The 16,747-nt window shown below is 61.8% G+C and carries 14 protein-coding genes; 11 read left to right on the top strand and 3 right to left on the bottom strand.

The window, feature by feature from the left end; all coding sequences use genetic code 11:
• Positions 1 to 21 precede the first annotated feature (21 nt).
• From HHL14_RS16765 to HHL14_RS16730, 8 genes are all read left to right on the top strand, one after another.
• Positions 22 to 468 (top strand): DUF4399 domain-containing protein, encoded by a 447-nt coding sequence (locus HHL14_RS16765; RefSeq protein WP_169498736.1) that lies wholly within the window; start codon positions 22 to 24, stop codon positions 466 to 468.
• A 256-nt stretch (positions 469 to 724) separates the two neighbouring features.
• Positions 725 to 1,012: a hypothetical protein gene (locus tag HHL14_RS16760; RefSeq protein WP_169498735.1), complete on the top strand. Its 288-nt coding sequence runs from the start codon at positions 725 to 727 to the stop codon at positions 1,010 to 1,012.
• A 223-nt stretch (positions 1,013 to 1,235) separates the two neighbouring features.
• Entirely contained in the window at positions 1,236 to 2,696 is a 1,461-nt protein-coding gene (locus HHL14_RS16755; RefSeq protein ID WP_407945289.1) for an efflux transporter outer membrane subunit, read from the top strand.
• 239 nt (positions 2,697 to 2,935) lie between these two features.
• Positions 2,936 to 5,587 carry an FHA domain-containing protein gene (locus HHL14_RS16750; RefSeq protein ID WP_169498733.1) on the top strand — a complete coding sequence of 884 codons (2,652 nt, stop codon included), beginning with the start codon at positions 2,936 to 2,938 and terminating at the stop codon, positions 5,585 to 5,587.
• Positions 5,565 to 6,938 (top strand): HlyD family efflux transporter periplasmic adaptor subunit, encoded by a 1,374-nt coding sequence (locus HHL14_RS16745; protein WP_169498732.1) that lies wholly within the window; start codon positions 5,565 to 5,567, stop codon positions 6,936 to 6,938. The genes HHL14_RS16750 and HHL14_RS16745 overlap by 23 nt, the downstream gene beginning before the upstream one ends.
• A 28-nt stretch (positions 6,939 to 6,966) precedes the next feature.
• On the top strand, positions 6,967 to 7,719 hold the full coding sequence (locus HHL14_RS16740) for a peptidylprolyl isomerase (protein WP_169498731.1): 753 nt from the start codon (positions 6,967 to 6,969) through the stop codon (positions 7,717 to 7,719).
• Positions 7,720 to 7,749: 30 nt separating this feature from the next.
• A complete protein-coding gene (locus tag HHL14_RS16735) occupies positions 7,750 to 10,818 on the top strand; it encodes a peptidase domain-containing ABC transporter (protein WP_169498730.1) in 3,069 nt (1,022 codons plus the stop codon).
• A complete protein-coding gene (locus HHL14_RS16730) occupies positions 10,815 to 12,167 on the top strand; it encodes a sigma-54 interaction domain-containing protein (RefSeq protein WP_169498729.1) in 1,353 nt (450 codons plus the stop codon). The genes HHL14_RS16735 and HHL14_RS16730 overlap by 4 nt, the downstream gene beginning before the upstream one ends.
• 41 nt (positions 12,168 to 12,208) lie before the next feature.
• Here HHL14_RS16730 and HHL14_RS16725 read toward each other — a convergent pair whose 3' ends face one another.
• Positions 12,209 to 12,979 (bottom strand): PP2C family protein-serine/threonine phosphatase, encoded by a 771-nt coding sequence (locus HHL14_RS16725; protein WP_169498728.1) that lies wholly within the window; start codon positions 12,977 to 12,979, stop codon positions 12,209 to 12,211.
• 5 nt (positions 12,980 to 12,984) lie between these two features.
• Positions 12,985 to 13,272: a hypothetical protein gene (locus tag HHL14_RS16720; protein ID WP_169498727.1), complete on the bottom strand. Its 288-nt coding sequence runs from the start codon at positions 13,270 to 13,272 to the stop codon at positions 12,985 to 12,987.
• 461 nt (positions 13,273 to 13,733) lie between these two features.
• On the opposite strand from HHL14_RS16720, the gene HHL14_RS16715 reads away from it, so the two are divergent.
• Positions 13,734 to 14,273 carry a lecithin retinol acyltransferase family protein gene (locus HHL14_RS16715; RefSeq protein ID WP_169498726.1) on the top strand — a complete coding sequence of 180 codons (540 nt, stop codon included), beginning with the start codon at positions 13,734 to 13,736 and terminating at the stop codon, positions 14,271 to 14,273.
• Between the two features lie 36 nt (positions 14,274 to 14,309).
• Entirely contained in the window at positions 14,310 to 14,561 is a 252-nt protein-coding gene (locus tag HHL14_RS16710; RefSeq protein ID WP_169498725.1) for a hypothetical protein, read from the top strand.
• A gap of 10 nt (positions 14,562 to 14,571) precedes the next feature.
• Here HHL14_RS16710 and HHL14_RS16705 read toward each other — a convergent pair whose 3' ends face one another.
• Complete coding sequence (locus HHL14_RS16705; RefSeq protein WP_169498724.1) at positions 14,572 to 15,450, bottom strand: LysR family transcriptional regulator; 879 nt, start codon at positions 15,448 to 15,450, stop codon at positions 14,572 to 14,574.
• Positions 15,451 to 15,549: 99 nt separating this feature from the next.
• On the opposite strand from HHL14_RS16705, the gene bla reads away from it, so the two are divergent.
• Positions 15,550 to 16,563 carry a class A beta-lactamase gene (gene bla, locus HHL14_RS16700; protein WP_169498723.1) on the top strand — a complete coding sequence of 338 codons (1,014 nt, stop codon included), beginning with the start codon at positions 15,550 to 15,552 and terminating at the stop codon, positions 16,561 to 16,563.
• Positions 16,564 to 16,747: the final 184 nt, after the last annotated feature.

The following is a 16,747-nucleotide window of genomic DNA, read 5'->3' as shown; positions in this document are numbered from 1 at the left end:
CAGCCGGAACGGAGAAACGCCATGAACAGGATCATTACGGTCGCGGTGCTCAACGTGCTCATTGCCGGGGTGTGGGCCGCCTCGGCCGCGCCTGACAGCGTGCTTGCCGCGACACCGTCGCCGGCAAGCGCCTATGCGTATATCGGCTATCCGAACGATGGCCAGGTGGTGCCCGCCAATAAGCCCTTTCGTGTCTGGTTCGGGCTACGGTTTATGGGTGTTGCGCCGAAAGGCGTCAAGTATCCGAATACCGGCCACCATCATCTGTTGATCGATACCGACCTGCCGCCGATGGATCAGGAAATTCCGTCGGACCGGCATCATCTGCATTTCGGCGCGGGCGAAACGGAGACGATGATTCAGTTGCCGCCCGGCAAGCACACGCTGCAATTGCTGATGGGCGACGACATGCATATGCCGCACAACCCGCCGGTGTACTCGAAAAAGATCACGGTGATCGCGCGTTAAACGAATGTCGTCGCGCAGCCGACAGAATAGCGGCCGGTGTCGGCTGTCATCCACCATCCGCGATCTGCTCTCTACCTGAAAGCGGCACGTGATAAATAGGCGCCATGTTTCAAGGGCTTTCCGCATAAGGCGCCGGCGAATGGAGAAGGAAAACTGGGCATGACTGGCATAGCTCATGCGTTGATAGCGTCCGAGCAGATCAGTTGCTCGAATCCCAACGACGCACGATGCGCTTTCCCTTTCCAGGAGATTTGTCATGAACATGCTGATGATCAAGGACCTGTCCAATACCGAACAACTCGATAGCAAGGCGATGAGCGCCGTGCGGGGCGGTAACGGCTATTACTTCCCGATGGGTTCGTCGTATTACAGCTTCGCGCCCGTGTATGCGCCGAACAACAGCAAGAACGTCACCGCGACGCAGATGATCAGCACGGCGATGAATATCGAAAGCGCGAACGGCAACAACTCGGCGCTCGTCGCGGGCACCACGACCACGATCGATCCGCACATCACGTCGAACAACAACATCTTCGTGTCCTGAGCGGCACGACGCACGCGCGGCCCGAGCGGCCGCGTGTGTGCAGCGCGCCACGCCCGCGTCGCTCAAAAAGATCGCCCGTTCAATCGTCCTGTCCACGCACCCCGCGCGTTTTATCGATCCCCGCACCGACTTTGCGCCGCTTCGGCACCGAAGCGGAATGGAAGTGCTTTGGCCTGTGGTGGCGAGTTTTCCGCGAAACAGCTGGGTGTCATTGGAGACTATCGTGTCACCGTTGCCCGTTTCATCGTTCGATTTGCCGGAACGTCGGAATTTTTCCAGTTTGCTGCGCGGCGTTTGCGTGGCGACGGTGTGCGCGTTTTCGCTCTGCGCCTGCATCGACGTCAGCATACCGGCGTACCAACGTCCCGATACACCGGCCAAGGCCGCATGGTCGGATCGCAAAGGCGCCTCGGTTACGGCGGCAGAAACGATCGAGGCCGACTGGTGGAAAGGCTTCCAGGACCCGTACCTGAACACACTGATCGACAAGGCGATTGCGGGCAACTTCGACATTCAGGTACTGGCCGCGCGCATCGAAGTCGCGCATACGCAGATCAGCGAAGCAAAAGCGGGCGCGTTGCCGACGATGGATCTCGGCGCCGGCGCCGATTTCGAAAAGACCACCGGTCAGGCGTTTTCGAAGACCTACAACCTCGCGGCGCAGGTGAATTGGGACATCGATATCTGGGGCAAAGTCGAGAAAGGTGTGCAGGCGCAGAAGGCCGAGTTTCACGCGACGGAAGCGGACTGGCGCGCGGGTTATCTCGAACTGGTCGCGAACGTGTCCAGTACCTATTTCCAGATCCTGCAATTCGACGACCAGATCGCGCAGCAGCAAAAGACGCTCGCGACGAACCAGCAGATTCTGACGATCTACCAGGGCCAGGCGCGTAACGGCCTCGTGCCGCAAACCCAGGTATTGCGGCAGCAGGCGGAAATCAACCGTCTGACTCACGACCTATACGAATTGCGCCGCTCGCGTGCGGTGTCGAACAACGCGCTGTGTACGTTGCTCGGGGTGCCTGCCGGTGAATTCGACCTGCCGCAAGGCCATTTGCAGGACCGCGTGAAATTGCCCGACGTGCCGGACGGTTTGCCCGCGCAACTCCTGTCGCGGCGGCCCGACGTCGTGGCCGCCGAATTCAGGGTATTGGAGGCCTATGACCTGGTGGGACAAGCCAAGCTCGCGCAATTGCCGACCATCGGCCTGACCGCACATGGCGGCACCGCGAGTTACGCATTGAACCAGTTGCTGAAATCGTTCACGTTCGGCCTGATGCCGAGCATCGATATTCCCTTGCTCGATCCCGGCACGCGCGCGCATGTGAAGGTGACCCAGGCGCAATCGAAAGTCGCCGAGCAGCAATATCGGGTGGCGGTGATGGGTGCGTTCGAGGAAGTGGAGAACACGCTGGTCAATCTGAGTGCCCATAAGGCGCAGCGCGCGGAATTGCTGCAACAGGTGGCACGTCTGCAAACCGTCGCTGATCAGATCCAGTCGCAATTGCGGCTTGGCGTGGTGTCGCAGCTCGAAGTCTTCGAGACCGAGCGGACCTTGCTGGATGCGCAGCAGCAATTGCTGGAAAGCCATCAATTGATTCTGTCCGACACTGTTCTGCTTTATAAGGCGCTCGGCGGCGGTTGGCCTGGTGTCGACGTGCAAGCGCAAGTCAAAGAGAAGTAACGAAGCATTGAGCTAATCCGCGAGTTGGCGTGCAACGCGGGTATTTAGGCCGACGACGACTTACCCACTGTTTTCTCACCCGGGAATATGGAAATTGACTCTCGTCATGCGTGACTTACAATCTTTTAGCGGGCAGCGTTTGCGCGGCGTTTACAACAATGTCGTCGCGCCGCAGTGGTTTATCCTCGCTTCCGTCGCGTTCTCGCCGCGCCGGGTAAACGCTTAGTGATCCAGAGAAAATGGCCGCCGGCGAAGCCCCGATTGCTGAGATGCGCGCGACAGTGGACGCTGCCTTCGACGTAGTGCTGTCACCGGTTGCGTCCGCGCAGCGCCCCGCGCTCGACGTTATTCGCATCGTCGACAATCTGTTCGCTATCGGCCGCAGTGAAGCACCGTTCAACGACTATCCGGCGCAATGGACCGCGAGTCTGTCGCGCCGTCATGCACGCGTTTTCATTGAACATGGCGTGGTGTATGTCGCCGACCTCGGCAGCAAGAACGGCACGACGGTCAACGGCGTCGCGGTGCGTCAGGCACCGGCGCGCGTGCGCGCGGGCGACCAGTTGTGCTTTGGCGGCGATCTCTGTTATCGACTCGGCATCGAACCGCGCGCGCGTATCGTCGCGGCGAGCAGCGCGTCTGCGCCTTCGCATTTGCTGCTGGTGCCGCAGCGCGACGATCTGGGTCTGCAACCGGTCGACGTGCTGGCTTTTCCGTTTCTCGTCAGCAAAACGGACGAGGTGTTCGCGCGTTACAAGGATCGCTATCCGCATCAGGTCAATTACATTTCGCGGCGTCATGCGCATCTGTTTCTGAAAGGCGGCGAGTTATACGTCGAAGATCTTGGCAGCACCAACGGCACGTTCGTGAACGGCAGGCGGCTCGACGAATCGGCGCTGGCGCTTGTGGAGGGCGACGTCGTTGCATTTGGCGGCGATCACTTCGTCTACAGGGTGTCGCTACAGAAATCTTCCGACGCCGAGCCGACCGTGACCCAGCTCTCCCTCAATCCCGCCGCCGATAGTGCCGCCGACGCCGACAAGACCACTTTCGTTGGCACCGCGCACTCGTTTCTCGAGATCTTTTGCGTCGATCCGGCGCTGCAGCGCGAGGACGAAGTCAATGAAGCTGCGCAGCCAGCGTCCGCGCGTGCGAAACGCGAAGGAGCCGGTACATCGACGAATCGCGCACAGAACGCGAGAAGCACCAGAAACTCGGGTGCAACGAATGACGCAGGCAGCAACGGCGCCGCGAGCGGCAAAAGTACTCGCGACGGCACAGGCGCCACAAAAGGCGCGACCCAAAGCGCGATGAAGCGCAAACCGCGCCGCTGGCGCCTGCTTGCCGGCGAACTGCACAGGACCCTCGCGGATGGCGAACGCACCAACTTCCGGCGCGCCGCGGCGTGGGGTGGCGCGGGTGTCGCGATCGTGGTGGCACTCGGCGTGGGCCTCTATCTGCATGGTTCGTCGGAGCGCGAACTGAAGAACCTGCTGGCGAGCGGCGACTATACGAACGCGGTTTCCGCCGCAGGCGTCTATCTGAGCAGTCATCCCGCCGATACGAAAGTCAGCTCGCTGGCTAGCGAAGCGCTGATGAAAGCGAAACTACCCGGCTGGCTCAATGCACTGGAAAAGGCGCAGTTCGATCAGGCCGACACGTTGCTGAAAGACATGAGGGCATTGAGCGCGAATAACGCCGATGCCGCGTCACTGGTCGGCGAATTGCAGTGGGTCGGCGATCTCGAACGCTTCGTCGCGGCGCGCGGCGGCGTCGATGCGCCGATCCGCATGTATACCGACGAAGCGACGATCAGCAATCTGCTGCAACGCTGGGACGACGATGCGAGGAGCCATCAACGCGCGCTCGATCGCATCGCGAGTTACGTGCCGGTATTCGCGGAGCCGTACGCGCTGGCGCTCAGTCATCTGCGCAAGCTCGAGAGCGACGATTCGGTGTACGTTGCGGCGATCGATCGACTGAACGGCGTGATTCGCGCCGAACTCGCGCGCGACAAACCCGATGCGCTGCCGCCGGTACTCGACGATTACGCGCAGCGTTATCCGCGCCTCGCGGGGCTGGACCGCGTGCGTGAGGATTTGCGTCAATACACGGCGTTGCTGAATGCCGCGCTGAGCCGCCAATTAGCGTCGCTGTTGGCGATGATGAAAACGGCGCGTTTCAATACGCCGCCTTTTCAGGCGCAATTCCGGCAGCTCGCCGCCACGCGTTTGCCGTCGGCGGAGATCGTGCAGCGTCAGAACACGGTCGACGCCGAATGGCAACGGGGCGATACGCAGCAGGCGTTGAGCGATCTGCAGGCGATACCGGAGAACCCGTGGTCGGACGTGCTTGCGGCGGAAGCCGCGCACAGGAAGACCCTTGCGGATCAATACGCGGAGCTGCAGAAAGCACACGGCGATAAAGATTACGACCAGCGTCTGCTGTCGTTCTACGCGAGTCTCGATCCGCAAACGGATGCGTGGTTCGTCCAGGCCATTCAGAAAGACGTCGCGGCGATTCACGATAAAGCTTTGGCCCGTGCGCAGGATCTGCTGCTGCGCGCGCAAAGCCTATGGAAAGCGTACCGCGCAAGTGGGCCGATCGGCGGCACGCAGCGTCTCGAAGCGGGCATCTCGCCGGGCTTTCGCAGCGAGGCGCGTTTGCTGTCCGATGCGCAAACCGCGGCGCGGCAAGGCATGCGCATCTACACGCAACTGAAGGCCGACCATCCCGCCGACTTCGACCGCCTGCTCGCGGATATCGAGGCCGAAGCGAATTTGCAGCGCCGCTCGTTGACCGAATTGCGGATGGTGCTGGACCCTGAGCTGCTCAAAGCGAAGCTCGCGTTGATTGGAGGCGATCAGAGTGAAACGCGATCCGCACCCTAGACCGTTGTCGGAAGCGCTCGAAGATCACAGCGTCGAAGGCATTGCGATTCTGACTGCCGAGCCGGTACGGATTGCGCGCGCGCTGATCTGGGCGATGGTCGGGCTGGTCGTGGCGGGATTGCTGTGGTCGTTCGTCGGGCGCGCGGACGTGATTGTCAGTGCGCCCGGCACGTTGTCGCCGGAATCGGAAGTGCGGCGCATTTATGCGCCCATCGACGGCGAACTCGCCGACCTCTATATCGCTGAAGGACAACCGGTGTCGAAAGGCGACGTGCTCGCGCGGCTCAATGCGCGCGGTGCAATCGAGGCAGCGAGCAATGCATTGCAGGCGCAACTGAAGCTGGAAGACGCCGAGCGCGAATGGAAGCAGTTTCCGGACAAGAAAGCGCTAATGGAACGCAAGGCTGCGTCGCTGAAAGCACAGCTCGAAGTGGAAGCGAAGTTACACGAGAACCGTATTTCGGAAGGCACGACGAAGCTTGCCGAAGGGCAGAAGGCCGAACTCGACGAAGCGCGTAGTTCGCTCGACAATGCGCGCCGAGTGCGCGAAGCGGCGCGTCAGGAACTCGAACGCTATTCGCAGTTGTTCGCGCAACCGGGCGGCGGCGGTGTCGCCGAATTGCAGGTTGAGCAGAAACGCACGGCCGCGCTCGAAGCGGATAACGCGTACCGCGTCGCGCAATCGAAGCTGGCGGAACTCGATTTCCGCCTGAGCCACGAATATGCGCAGGCCAATGCGCAACTAGCGACCAGCGGTCAGCAAAGCGCCGATCTGCAACTGCAATACGATTCGGCCGTGCGCGACATCACCGACGCGGAAGACAAGCTGCGCGTGCAATTGCAAAGCGCGCGTCTGGAAGCCGACGCAGCCGCGCGGGTTCGCTTCGAGAACATCGATAAAGACAATTTCCTGCTGATTCTCGCGCCTGTTTCCGGCGTGATTACGGATGTCACGTCGACCCAACGCGGCGACAAGATTCAGGCGAATGCGCCGCTCGGCGGCATCGCACCGAAAGACGCGAAGCCGATACTGAAGATCGAAATCGCCGAGCACGACCGCGCTTTTCTACACGAAGGCCAGACGGTCAAGATGAAGTTCAATGCATTTCCGTATCAGCGCTATGGGTTGATCAGCGGCACGCTCGCTTATATCTCGCCGGCCACCAAGCCTTCGGTACAGGACAAGCAGCCGGTCTATGAAGGCCGCGTGACGCTCGATCGTGACTATTACCAGGTCGCCGGCACGCGTTATCCGTTGCGCTACGGCATGACGGCCAGTGCGGAAATCGTGGTGCGTGAGCGGCGTCTGATCGATCTCGGTCTCGATCCGTTCAGGCAGGTGGCGGGTTGAGCGTGGCAATAACCAAGGAGCGAATCAAATGACCGCGATAGTGCGTATCGATGACGAAGTCGTGGACGTCGCCGAGTTCATTCGTCTTCTGAAACTGACGGGCCAGTTCGAAAGCCTGATAGAGCAGATCGTGCGCGACAAGCTGACCGTGCATGCCGCGAAAAAGCAGGGCGTCGCGGTGACGGCCGACGAAATCCAGCAGCGCGCCGACCAGTTTCGCCGGGTGCGCGGGCTGCACCGCGCGGCGGACATGAATCATTATCTCGACGCGCTGCACGTGAGTCTCGACGAATTTGAGGTCTTCATTACCGACGGGCTGTATCAGGAGAAGATGCTCGATGAGATTGGCAACGACGCGGCGATTCGCGATTATTTCGCGCTGAATTCGCCGAAGTTCGACGCGATCGAAGTGAGCCATATCGTGCTCGACAGCGACGGCAAGGCGAAGGAAATGATCTCGTATCTGCGCGACGATCCGGATGCCTTTGCCGAGATGGCGCGCGAGCATTCGATTGCCGATACGCGGGAATCGGGCGGCGTGATCGGCAAGGTGCTGCGCGGCTCGCTGAAGCCTGAGATCGAGGCGAAGATTTTCAATGCGGCGGTCGGCGATCTGCTCGGACCGTTTCCGTCCGCGGACCGCTCGTGCTTCGAGATCTTTGCGGTGACGGCCAAATATCCGGCCATGCTCGATGCGGACGTGGCCACCGAAATCCGTCGTTTGCTGCGCGAAGGCTGGCTGATTGCCCGCGCGCAGGAACACGTGATCGAAGCGCGCTAGCGCGTCCGCGAGCACAAGGCTCGCCTGCTCATGGACGCTCCGCAGACCGCACCCTCCGCGCCTTCCACCGCCGAGTTTCTCGCCTCGGTGGAGATTCTGTCACCGTTCTCGCGCGACGAGATCGAGCAGCTTGCCGAATGCGCGCAGTCGCGTTTCTATTCGTTTGGCGAAACGGTGTGCTCGACAGGCGAGATGGCGGACGGTCTATACGTGATCCGCTCGGGCTCGGTGCGGATCTTCACCGAAGAGCATGGCAAGGAAACCAGCATGGGCGTGCGCAAGTCGGGCGAGATTTTCGCCGACATCGCGATGCTGCGCACGTATGTCCATGAAGCGTCGGTGCGGGCGTCGGCCAAAACCGAACTGCTCTTTATTCCGCGCGCCGCAATCGAACCGATGATGGCGGCTAACCCCGCCGCGTTGGCGTTCGTCGCCAGCTATGTCGCGATCAATTCGGCGGGCGGCTTCGTCGCGCAACTGTTCGATCTGCGCGGCAAGCTGAACAAGGCCGAGCTCGAAGAGTACGTGCGCAGCGTAGGTGCGAAACGTGTGGTCGCGGGCAAGGAGATTCTGAAGCAGGACAGTCGCGATGACCGGCGGCTGTACGTGGTGCGGCAAGGCCAGGTGCGCATTGTCCGGCAAGAGGACGGACACGACTACACCCTCGCGACGCTCGGCGAAGGCGAGATCTTCGGCGAAAAAGCCTGCCTGATGCGGCAGGAACAGACGGCCTCGGTGGTGGCCACGACCGACACGCGTCTGCTGGTCATTCCCGAGCGCACCGTTCACTTCATACTCGAACGCAATCCGAAACTGCGCGAAGTGCTCGACGACCGCATCCGCTACGGCGACCGCGAATTGCAGCGGCAAAAGCGCGTCGAGCAGCGGCGCAAGCTGCCGTTGATGCTCGATCTGCAGAGCAAGCCGGAACTCGGCGAAAAGATCATCCGACGTTTCGCGCTCGTCGAGCAGGCCGAGGAAATGGATTGCGGCGCCGCGTGTCTCGCGATGATCTGCCGCCACTACGGCATTCCGATGACGCTCGGCAAGCTGCGCGAACTCGCGAACGTGACCACGCAAGGCGCGACACTCGACAGTCTCGCGCGCGCCGGCGAATCGCTGGGCTTCACGACGCGCGGCGTGCAATGCACGTTCGATTCGCTACGCGGCTTCGATCTGCCGTTTATCGTGCATTGGGAGGGCTATCACTACGTGGTCGTGTATGGCCTGTCGAAGGACTATGTATGGGTGGCCGATCCGGCGCTCGGCTTCCGGAAATTGAGCGTCGAAGATTTCGAGCGCGGCTGGAGCGGTACGTGTCTGCTGTTTAGCGGCGGTGCGCAATTGCTGCAGATTTCCGCTGCGCGCTCGCCGTGGATTCGCTTCGTCGGGTATCTGAAGCCGTACCGGAAGATACTCGGCTATCTGTTTCTCGCGACCTTCGTGATTCAGGTGCTCGGCGTGATTCCACCGCTGATCATTCAGAACATTCTCGACGGTGTGATCGTGCATCAGAACGTCAGCCTGCTGCATATGCTGATAGGCGGTCTGATCATCTCCAACGTGTTCTCGCAGTTGATGTCGACGATTCGCGCGTATCTGGCGAACTTCATGGTCCGGAATATGGACTTCGCGATGATGTCGCAGTTCTTCAGGCATACGTTGTCGCTACCGTTCTCGTTCTTCGCGAAGCGCAAGACCGGCGATATTTTCGCGCGCTTTCAGGAGAACCAGACGATCCGTGCGTTCCTGACCGAATCGACGGTTACGACCGCATTGAATCTGCTGATGGTGTTCATCTACTTCACGATCATGTTCGTCTACAACGTGAAGATGACGCTGGTGCTGATCGCGTTCGTCGTTCCTATCATGGCGTTGACCGTCGTCGCGACGCCGAAGATCAAGACGTATGCGCGCGAGGTGTTCACCGCATCGACCGAGGCGAAGTCGTTTCTGATGGAGGCGCTGTCCGGTGTCGAAACCGTCAAGGGTATGGGTATCGAACGGCCGGTACGTTTGCGCTGGGAGAAGAAATACGCGAAAGCGCTCGAATTGCAGTATCGCGCGCATGCGTTCAATATCCTGGTCGGCTTCGGTAGTCAGTTGCTCAATGCGGCGACCACGATTGCGATTCTGTGGGTCGGCGCGAACCTGGTGCTCGCGCGCGAATTGACGATCGGTCAGCTGATTGCGTTCAATGCGTTCATGGGCAGCGTATTGAGTCCGCTGATGGGGCTGGTCGGCTTGTGGAGCATGCTGAACGATGCCGGTGTGGCGATGGAACGGCTCGGCGACGTGCTCGATATCGACCCGGAGCAGAAGCCGCAGGACTTGCCGTCGCGCGTGATGCTGCCGGAACTCCAGGGCGAGATCAGCCTGCAGGGCGTGTACTTCCGCTATGGCGAAGACGATGCCGCCTATGTGCTGGAGAACATCAGCTTCGATATCAAACCCGGCGAGCTGGTCGCGATTGTCGGGCGTAGCGGCTCGGGCAAGACCACGCTCGCGAAACTGCTGGTCGGCTTCTATCAGCCGAGCGAAGGCAAGATGACAATCGACGGTTACGACGCCGGCGTTATCGATAAAGCCTATTATCGCGCGCAGATCGGCTATGTGATGCAAAGCAATCTGCTGTTTTCCGGCACGATTGCCGAGAACATTGCGAGCGGCGACGACGCACCGGAGCGGCGCCGCATCGAAGAAGTCGCGAAGATGGCCGACGCGCACGGCTTTATCAGCAAGATGCCGCTCGGCTACGAGCAGATTGTCGGCGAGCGCGGCATCGGTTTGTCGGGCGGCCAGATCCAGCGGCTATGTATTGCGCGTGCGCTGTATCACGATCCGCGTCTGCTGGTCTTCGACGAGGCGACGTCGGCGCTCGATTCGCAATCGGAAAGCAATATTCTCGGCAACATGCACGACATCCTGAAAGGCCGTACCGCGGTGATCATCGCGCATCGGCTCAGTACGATCATGCGCGCGGACAAGATTCTGGTGCTGTACGAAGGCGCGATCGTCGAACAGGGCCGCCACGACGAGCTGATTCAGCGCGGCGGCATGTACTATCAACTCGTGCAGAAACAGTTGAGTGCATCATGATGAAGATACTCGACCAGACTGAAGAGACGAGTCCCGCGATTTCCTACGCGGGATTGATCGAACGGATCGAGATTCTGCGCTCCACGCTGCGCTGGTCGTCGCGGCTCGAACGCGCCGATATCGACAAGCTGCTGAGGCAGGCCACGTCGTTGCGCGACGAGGTGATGCAGTTGTCGCACAAGGAGCGCTTCGTGCAGGCGGCAACCGCTGGCGAGCCGCAGCCGGATGCCGATCAATCGCGTGGTGCGCGCCGCAAGGCGTTGCTCGATCGCAGCTTTATTTTCGAAGGTACGTTCGGCGACAATCCGCGACTACTCGAATCACTCGAAATCGCCGAGAAAGCCGCGCCGACCGATTTGCCGGTGTTGATCGACGGCGAAAGCGGTACCGGCAAGGAGTTAATGGCGAAGGTGATTCACGCGAACGGCGCACGCGCGGACAAGCCGTTTATTTCGGTGAACTGCGGCGCGATTCCGGACAATCTGCTGGAGTCCGAGTTGTTCGGGCATCGGAAAGGCGCGTTTACTGGCGCGTCGAACGACCGCAAGGGTAAATTCGAAAGCGCGCATACGGGCACGATCTTTCTCGACGAGATCGGCGAATTGCCATTAGCGGGTCAGGTGAAGCTGCTGCGCGTGCTCGAAGCGCACGAGATCCAGCGTGTCGGTTCCGATGAAACGATCGCGGTCGACACGCGTATCGTCGCGGCGACCAATCGCAATCTGCGGCAGCTCAGCGAGGCGGGCAAATTCCGCGAAGATCTGTTCTACCGGCTCAGTGTGATTCACGTGACGCTGCCGCCGCTGCGCGAACGTCGCGACGAAATTCCGTTGCTGATTGCGTGGTTCGGCGACGAAGCGGCCGGCACGCTGAAACGCCGGCCGGTCAGATTGACCCCGCGTTTGCGGGACTTTCTGTTGAGCTACGCGTATCCGGGCAATATCCGCGAGTTGCGCAACGTGATGTACCGCATCTCGTGTCTGGCCGGCGAAATGGCCGACGTCGAGCATTTGCCGCTCGATATGCGCCCGGCCGCGCCCGGTTCGGCGGCGCTCACGGACGGCGCGCACGCGAGCGGCGAGCAGCCGATCAGCGTGGCGAACCTGATGTCGTTGAGCGACGCGAAGCGCGCCGCGAGCGACGACGCCGAGAAAGCGTTCCTCGAGCGCGGCCTGCGCGAAGTGAGCGGCACGGTCGCCGAACTCGCGCGACGTATCGACATGAACCGCTCGCACCTGCAGATGCTGCTGAAAAAGCACGGCTTGCATTCGAAGGATTTTCGCAACCGCAATGGGCAGCCGGCGAAAAACGGTGCGAACGATAGAGACGAGGAGACTGGCGAAGACTGAGCGGGATCGGATTCGCGATGCCCGCGCGTTGACAACACACCTCAAGGCGCCGGATTCAGCAAGGTTTTCTCCGACGCATTCGGGTCCCGCGCCTCGACCACGACCGCGGTGATGTTGTCGCGCCCGCCGCGTGCGAGTGCCAGTTCGACGAGTTCGCCGCTCGCGTTCTCGCGCTGCGCCGAGGTCAGCACCCCGGCGATTTCGTCGTCGCTCAACTCGTTGCTGAGTCCGTCGCTGCACAGCAGAAACACGTCGCCGTCGGTGACTTCGATCGCGTCGTCGTCGAGTTCGAGCAGGTCGGTCGCGCCGACCGCTCGCGTGATCATGTGCTGCGCCGGATGATGGCGCGCTTCCTCGTCGGTCAGAACGCCGAGCGAGCGCAGTTCCTCGACCTGACTATGATCGCGCGTCAGTTGTCGCAATTGGCCCGCGCGATACAGGTAGATGCGGCTGTCGCCGGCCCACACGTAACCACAGAAGCGATCGCATGCGAGCAATACGACCACGGTACTGCCGATGCGCTGTACCTGGCGGCGCGAGGCTTCGTCGCGCAGCAGACGGTTCGCGCCTTGCAGACGCGCACGCGCATCGGCGATCAGCGTTCTGATGCTGCGCGAGGTTTTCAATTGGCTCAATGCGTCAATCACCGCGCGGCTCGCGAGGTCGCCCACCGCGTGTCCGCCCATGCCGTCGGCGACTGCCCAGCGTCCGGCATCGGACTGATCGAGGCAGGCGTCTTCGTTGATTTCGCGGACGTGTCCGACGTCGGAACGCGCGGACGAGGTCCAGCGAAATTGGCTCGGGCAGGTCACAACGTCTACACCATATCGTTTCTGTTGCGCGCGTCGGGCGAGACGTTGAGGTTCGAGTTCGCGCCGAAGTTGCGTACATCGACCGACTGGAACTGGTTGATCATCTGGTTCGCGTAGAAGTTGTTGGACACCTCGTACAGATTGACGACGGGCCCGATGCTCGGCGTTTGCGGTACGTAAGGTTGAATCCAGCCATAGACCCATGGCGCGCCACCGCCGCCGCGGATCGCGGCCATCGCTTTGCGATCGAGCGCAAGGTTCAGCGAGAGGTCGTGTACGCTGATGCAGGACATGTCGTTCTCCGGTTGGCCGCGTGTGCAATGCGCGCGGCTGAATGGACTCTGCACCGGATGGTGCAAGTGCCATGCCAATCGGTGCGGTGGCGCATGCATGGCGCGCGGCGCGTTGACTGGCGTGCGTCACGCAGGTTTGCCCTGTGCGCGGCCGATACGATAGGTCGGCGTATAACCAACACGCCCGCATTCGAACAGATGTACGACCCAACACATCGATGCGGGCTGCCAGGTATTTCCTCACTCGTCCATTACGTCCGCGCCGCGTCGCTCGACGCGTGTGCAGATGAGCGTCGTACGCCAACAGACCGCTGCGAATTCTGTTGGCCCGGCGCTGACAACTTCCTCTTCAGAAACGCGCTCGCTACGCCGTCAACCCAGTAAACAAGGGCTTTTCGGCGCATGGCCCGGATGATGCAAAAGCTGTCGCAACAGTGTTGGAAATGCGAACGAGGCCAGCTATGAACACCCAAACGCTCGACATCCCCCGCGAAGCTCCTCAATCCGGCGCCGCGCGCACCGGCGCATCGTCGACGATCGATCTGCCGATCGGCGCGCATCTGGTGACCCAACGCAACGGCTACGAACATCACGGCATCTACGTCGGCAATGGCCACGTGGTGCATTACTCGGGCTTCGCGAGTTCGGTGCATCGCGGGCCGGTCGAGGAAGTGGAACTTGCGCGCTTCGCCGCCGGCCATCCGCTGTCTATTCGCGCGACGCCGAGCGCGCTTTACGTCGGCGCCGAAGCGGTGAGCCGCGCGCGCTCGCGTCTGGGTGAAAACCGTTACCGCCTGCTGACCAATAACTGTGAACACTTCTGCGCATGGTGCCTGCTCGGCGAAAGCCGCAGCGAACAGGTGCATGGGTGCCTGCGTCATCCGCGCGTGGGTATGCGCGCGCTGCTGTGTCTGGTGAAGGCGTTTGTCGAAAGCGGTGCCTCTCACGCGGTGCGTGAAGAGCAAAGCGCCCGGTTCGCGGAAGCGACGCAAGTCGCGTGAACACGACGACGCGCGAGACGATTCGAGGAGAGCATCATGGTCGCCGTAGAAAAGACTTTGCACTGGGCCGTCGACAAATGGCTCGCGCCCACGCCGTCGATGCCCGCGCGCGTCGTGCGGTTCTGCCATCGGGCATCGCAACAGCAGCGCTACGTGTGCGTGCAGGCGCTGAAACCCGAAGGATTGCTATCGATTTTCTTCTTCCGCCACGGCGACGGTTCGTGGAACGTGTTCCCGCCGCAAGCCGAGCGGCCCGCGATGAACGGTTGTTGCCGCACCGCCGCGTAACCCCTCGAACTCACGCGCGCCCCCACGCGGCCGCCTCCTTGACGATCCACTGACTGAACAGCACCATCGCCGGTGTCATCGGTTTGCCCTTCAGGCTGGTGAGCCAGTAACTTCCCGCGTGGACCTCGATGTCGAAGGGCCGCACCAGTCGCCCAGTGTTGACCTCATGCTCGAACATCGACACGGGCGCGAGCGCGATGCCTGCGCCCTGCATCGCCGCTTCCACCATCAAACGCGACGAATCGAACACCGGTCCGCGCACCGGTCGCGGCGCAATGCCGGCGGCCGCGAACCAGTTCATCCAGTCGTCCACGCGATACGAACGCAGCAGCGTTTCGTTCGCGAGATCGTCGGGGCGTGCGAGGCGCGTGGCGACCTCCGGTGTGCACAGCAGCGCGAGCGGCGCGTCGAGCAGCTTCGTGGCGAGCGATCCGGGCCACGTGCCGTCGCCGAAACGGATTGCGAAGTCGAGGCCTTCGGTCGCGAGATCGACGAGGTTGTTGTTGGTCAGCAGCCGCAACTCGACGAACGGATGCGCTTCGCGGAACGATTTCAGACGCGGCATCAGCCAGCCGACCGCAAACGTGCCGACCACGCCGATGGTCAACACCTCGTGAAAATGGCCGCCGTCGAACTGCTTGAGCACGGCCTCGATGCGATCGAACGCGTCGGACAGCACCGGGCGCAGCGCGAGCCCTTCATCGGTCATCGCGAGGCCGCGCGGTAGGCGCTTGAACAGCGCGGTGCCGAGTCGTTCCTCGAGCGAGCGGACCTGCTGGCTGACGGCGGCCTGTGTGACGTTCAACTCCTGAGCGGCGCGCGTGAAGCTCAGGTGCCGCGCGGACGATTCGAACGCGCGCAGCGCGTTGAGCGGAAGATAAGGTCTCATGGTGCAGACATTAGATTTTCTTGTGAGTGGGCTAACTTATCATCGTTTGCCAGGGATGCGTGGAAAATCGATAGTAACGGCTTCCAACAGGGAGCTGCGATGATTACACGAAGAAGAGCGATGGGCGCGATGCTGGGGATGTCGATAGCTGGCATTGCAGGTGGAAGCGTACGAGCAAGCGGACGAACAAGCGCGAAAGCAGGCACGTCGAGCCATGTCTCGGCCAGTACGAATGCCGGTACGAACACCGGCAGGACACGCACGGGGGCGGCATCGAACACCGGACTGGCCAGTGCTGACGCTCTGCGCGCACGGCTCGAACAGCTCGAAGTGCAAAGCGGCGGCCGGCTCGGCGTCGCGATCGTCGATACGACGTCGGGCCTGCACGCAGGCCTGCGCGCCAACGAGCGCTTCCCGATGTGCAGCACGTTCAAGCTGCTTGCCGTCGGACTGGTGCTGACGCGCGTGGATCGCGGCGTCGAGGATCTGCGGCGGCGCATCGTGTTCTCGCAGCAGGACGTCGTGCAGGATTCGCCGGAGACCAGCAAAAACACCCGCGAGTTGACGGGCGACGCCGGCATGAGCGTGGAGCAGCTGTGCAAAGCCGCACTGACACTGAGCGACAACACCGCGGCCAATCTGTTGCTCGCGAGCTTCGGCGGCCCGGCTGCGGTGACGGAGTTTGCGCGCGGACTGGGCGACAGCCTCACGCGGCTCGATCGGACCGAACCGGTGCTGAACGAAGCGAGGCCCGGCGACCCGCGCGACACCACGACGCCGAACGCGATGCTCGGCAATCTGCGCGAACTCGCGCTGGGCGAGCGGCTGTCGACGGCCTCGCGGATGCGGTTGCTCGCGTGGCTCGCGGCGAACCGTACCAGCGCGACGCGAATTCGCGCGAAGCTGCCGGCCGACTGGGGCGTCGGCGACAAGACCGGCGCCGGCGAGCACGGCACCAGCAACGATATTGCGATCCTGTGGCCGCCACAGCGCGGTCCGATTCTGGTCGCGGTGTATCTGACGGAGACGGCCGGCGACGCAACGCGCAACAACGCGACGATCGCGAGTGTCGGCGCGCTGGTGGTGGAGTCGGTCGAACGGGGGCTGATCTAGCGACGTCTGCCGCACAGCCTGCGAGCCTGTTTTTCCTCCGTCGAAATGTGCGACTCGAATTGTGCGACACTAGGGCCACATCGACGGGGGTAATCGGCCATAGCGGATTGCCTCGATGTAGGTGGTGAGAAGTTGACTGTCCAGATGGAATGCTCGACATGTTCTGCCGACGTTCGTCCAGGTA

It is taken from the genome of Paraburkholderia antibiotica, assembly GCF_012927125.1.
In the GTDB taxonomy this organism is placed as follows: domain Bacteria; phylum Pseudomonadota; class Gammaproteobacteria; order Burkholderiales; family Burkholderiaceae; genus Paraburkholderia; species Paraburkholderia antibiotica.
Note: the sequence above shows the minus strand (reverse complement) of the source record. Positions and strands in the feature narration are given on the sequence as shown.

What these genes read in the sequence shown, in the direction of transcription:
- HHL14_RS16765 (WP_169498736.1), top strand. Translation starts at nt 22, where the DNA reads ATGAACAGGATCATTACGGTCGCGGTGCTCAACGTGCTCATTGCCGGG.
- HHL14_RS16760 (WP_169498735.1), top strand. Translation starts at nt 725, where the DNA reads ATGAACATGCTGATGATCAAGGACCTGTCCAATACCGAACAACTCGAT.
- HHL14_RS16750 (WP_169498733.1), top strand. Translation starts at nt 2,936, where the DNA reads ATGGCCGCCGGCGAAGCCCCGATTGCTGAGATGCGCGCGACAGTGGAC.
- HHL14_RS16740 (WP_169498731.1), top strand. Translation starts at nt 6,967, where the DNA reads ATGACCGCGATAGTGCGTATCGATGACGAAGTCGTGGACGTCGCCGAG.
- HHL14_RS16735 (WP_169498730.1), top strand. Translation starts at nt 7,750, where the DNA reads ATGGACGCTCCGCAGACCGCACCCTCCGCGCCTTCCACCGCCGAGTTT.
- HHL14_RS16730 (WP_169498729.1), top strand. Translation starts at nt 10,815, where the DNA reads ATGATGAAGATACTCGACCAGACTGAAGAGACGAGTCCCGCGATTTCC.
- HHL14_RS16720 (WP_169498727.1), bottom strand. Translation starts at nt 13,272, where the DNA reads ATGTCCTGCATCAGCGTACACGACCTCTCGCTGAACCTTGCGCTCGAT.
- HHL14_RS16715 (WP_169498726.1), top strand. Translation starts at nt 13,734, where the DNA reads ATGAACACCCAAACGCTCGACATCCCCCGCGAAGCTCCTCAATCCGGC.
- HHL14_RS16710 (WP_169498725.1), top strand. Translation starts at nt 14,310, where the DNA reads ATGGTCGCCGTAGAAAAGACTTTGCACTGGGCCGTCGACAAATGGCTC.
- HHL14_RS16705 (WP_169498724.1), bottom strand. Translation starts at nt 15,450, where the DNA reads ATGAGACCTTATCTTCCGCTCAACGCGCTGCGCGCGTTCGAATCGTCC.
- bla (WP_169498723.1), top strand. Translation starts at nt 15,550, where the DNA reads ATGATTACACGAAGAAGAGCGATGGGCGCGATGCTGGGGATGTCGATA.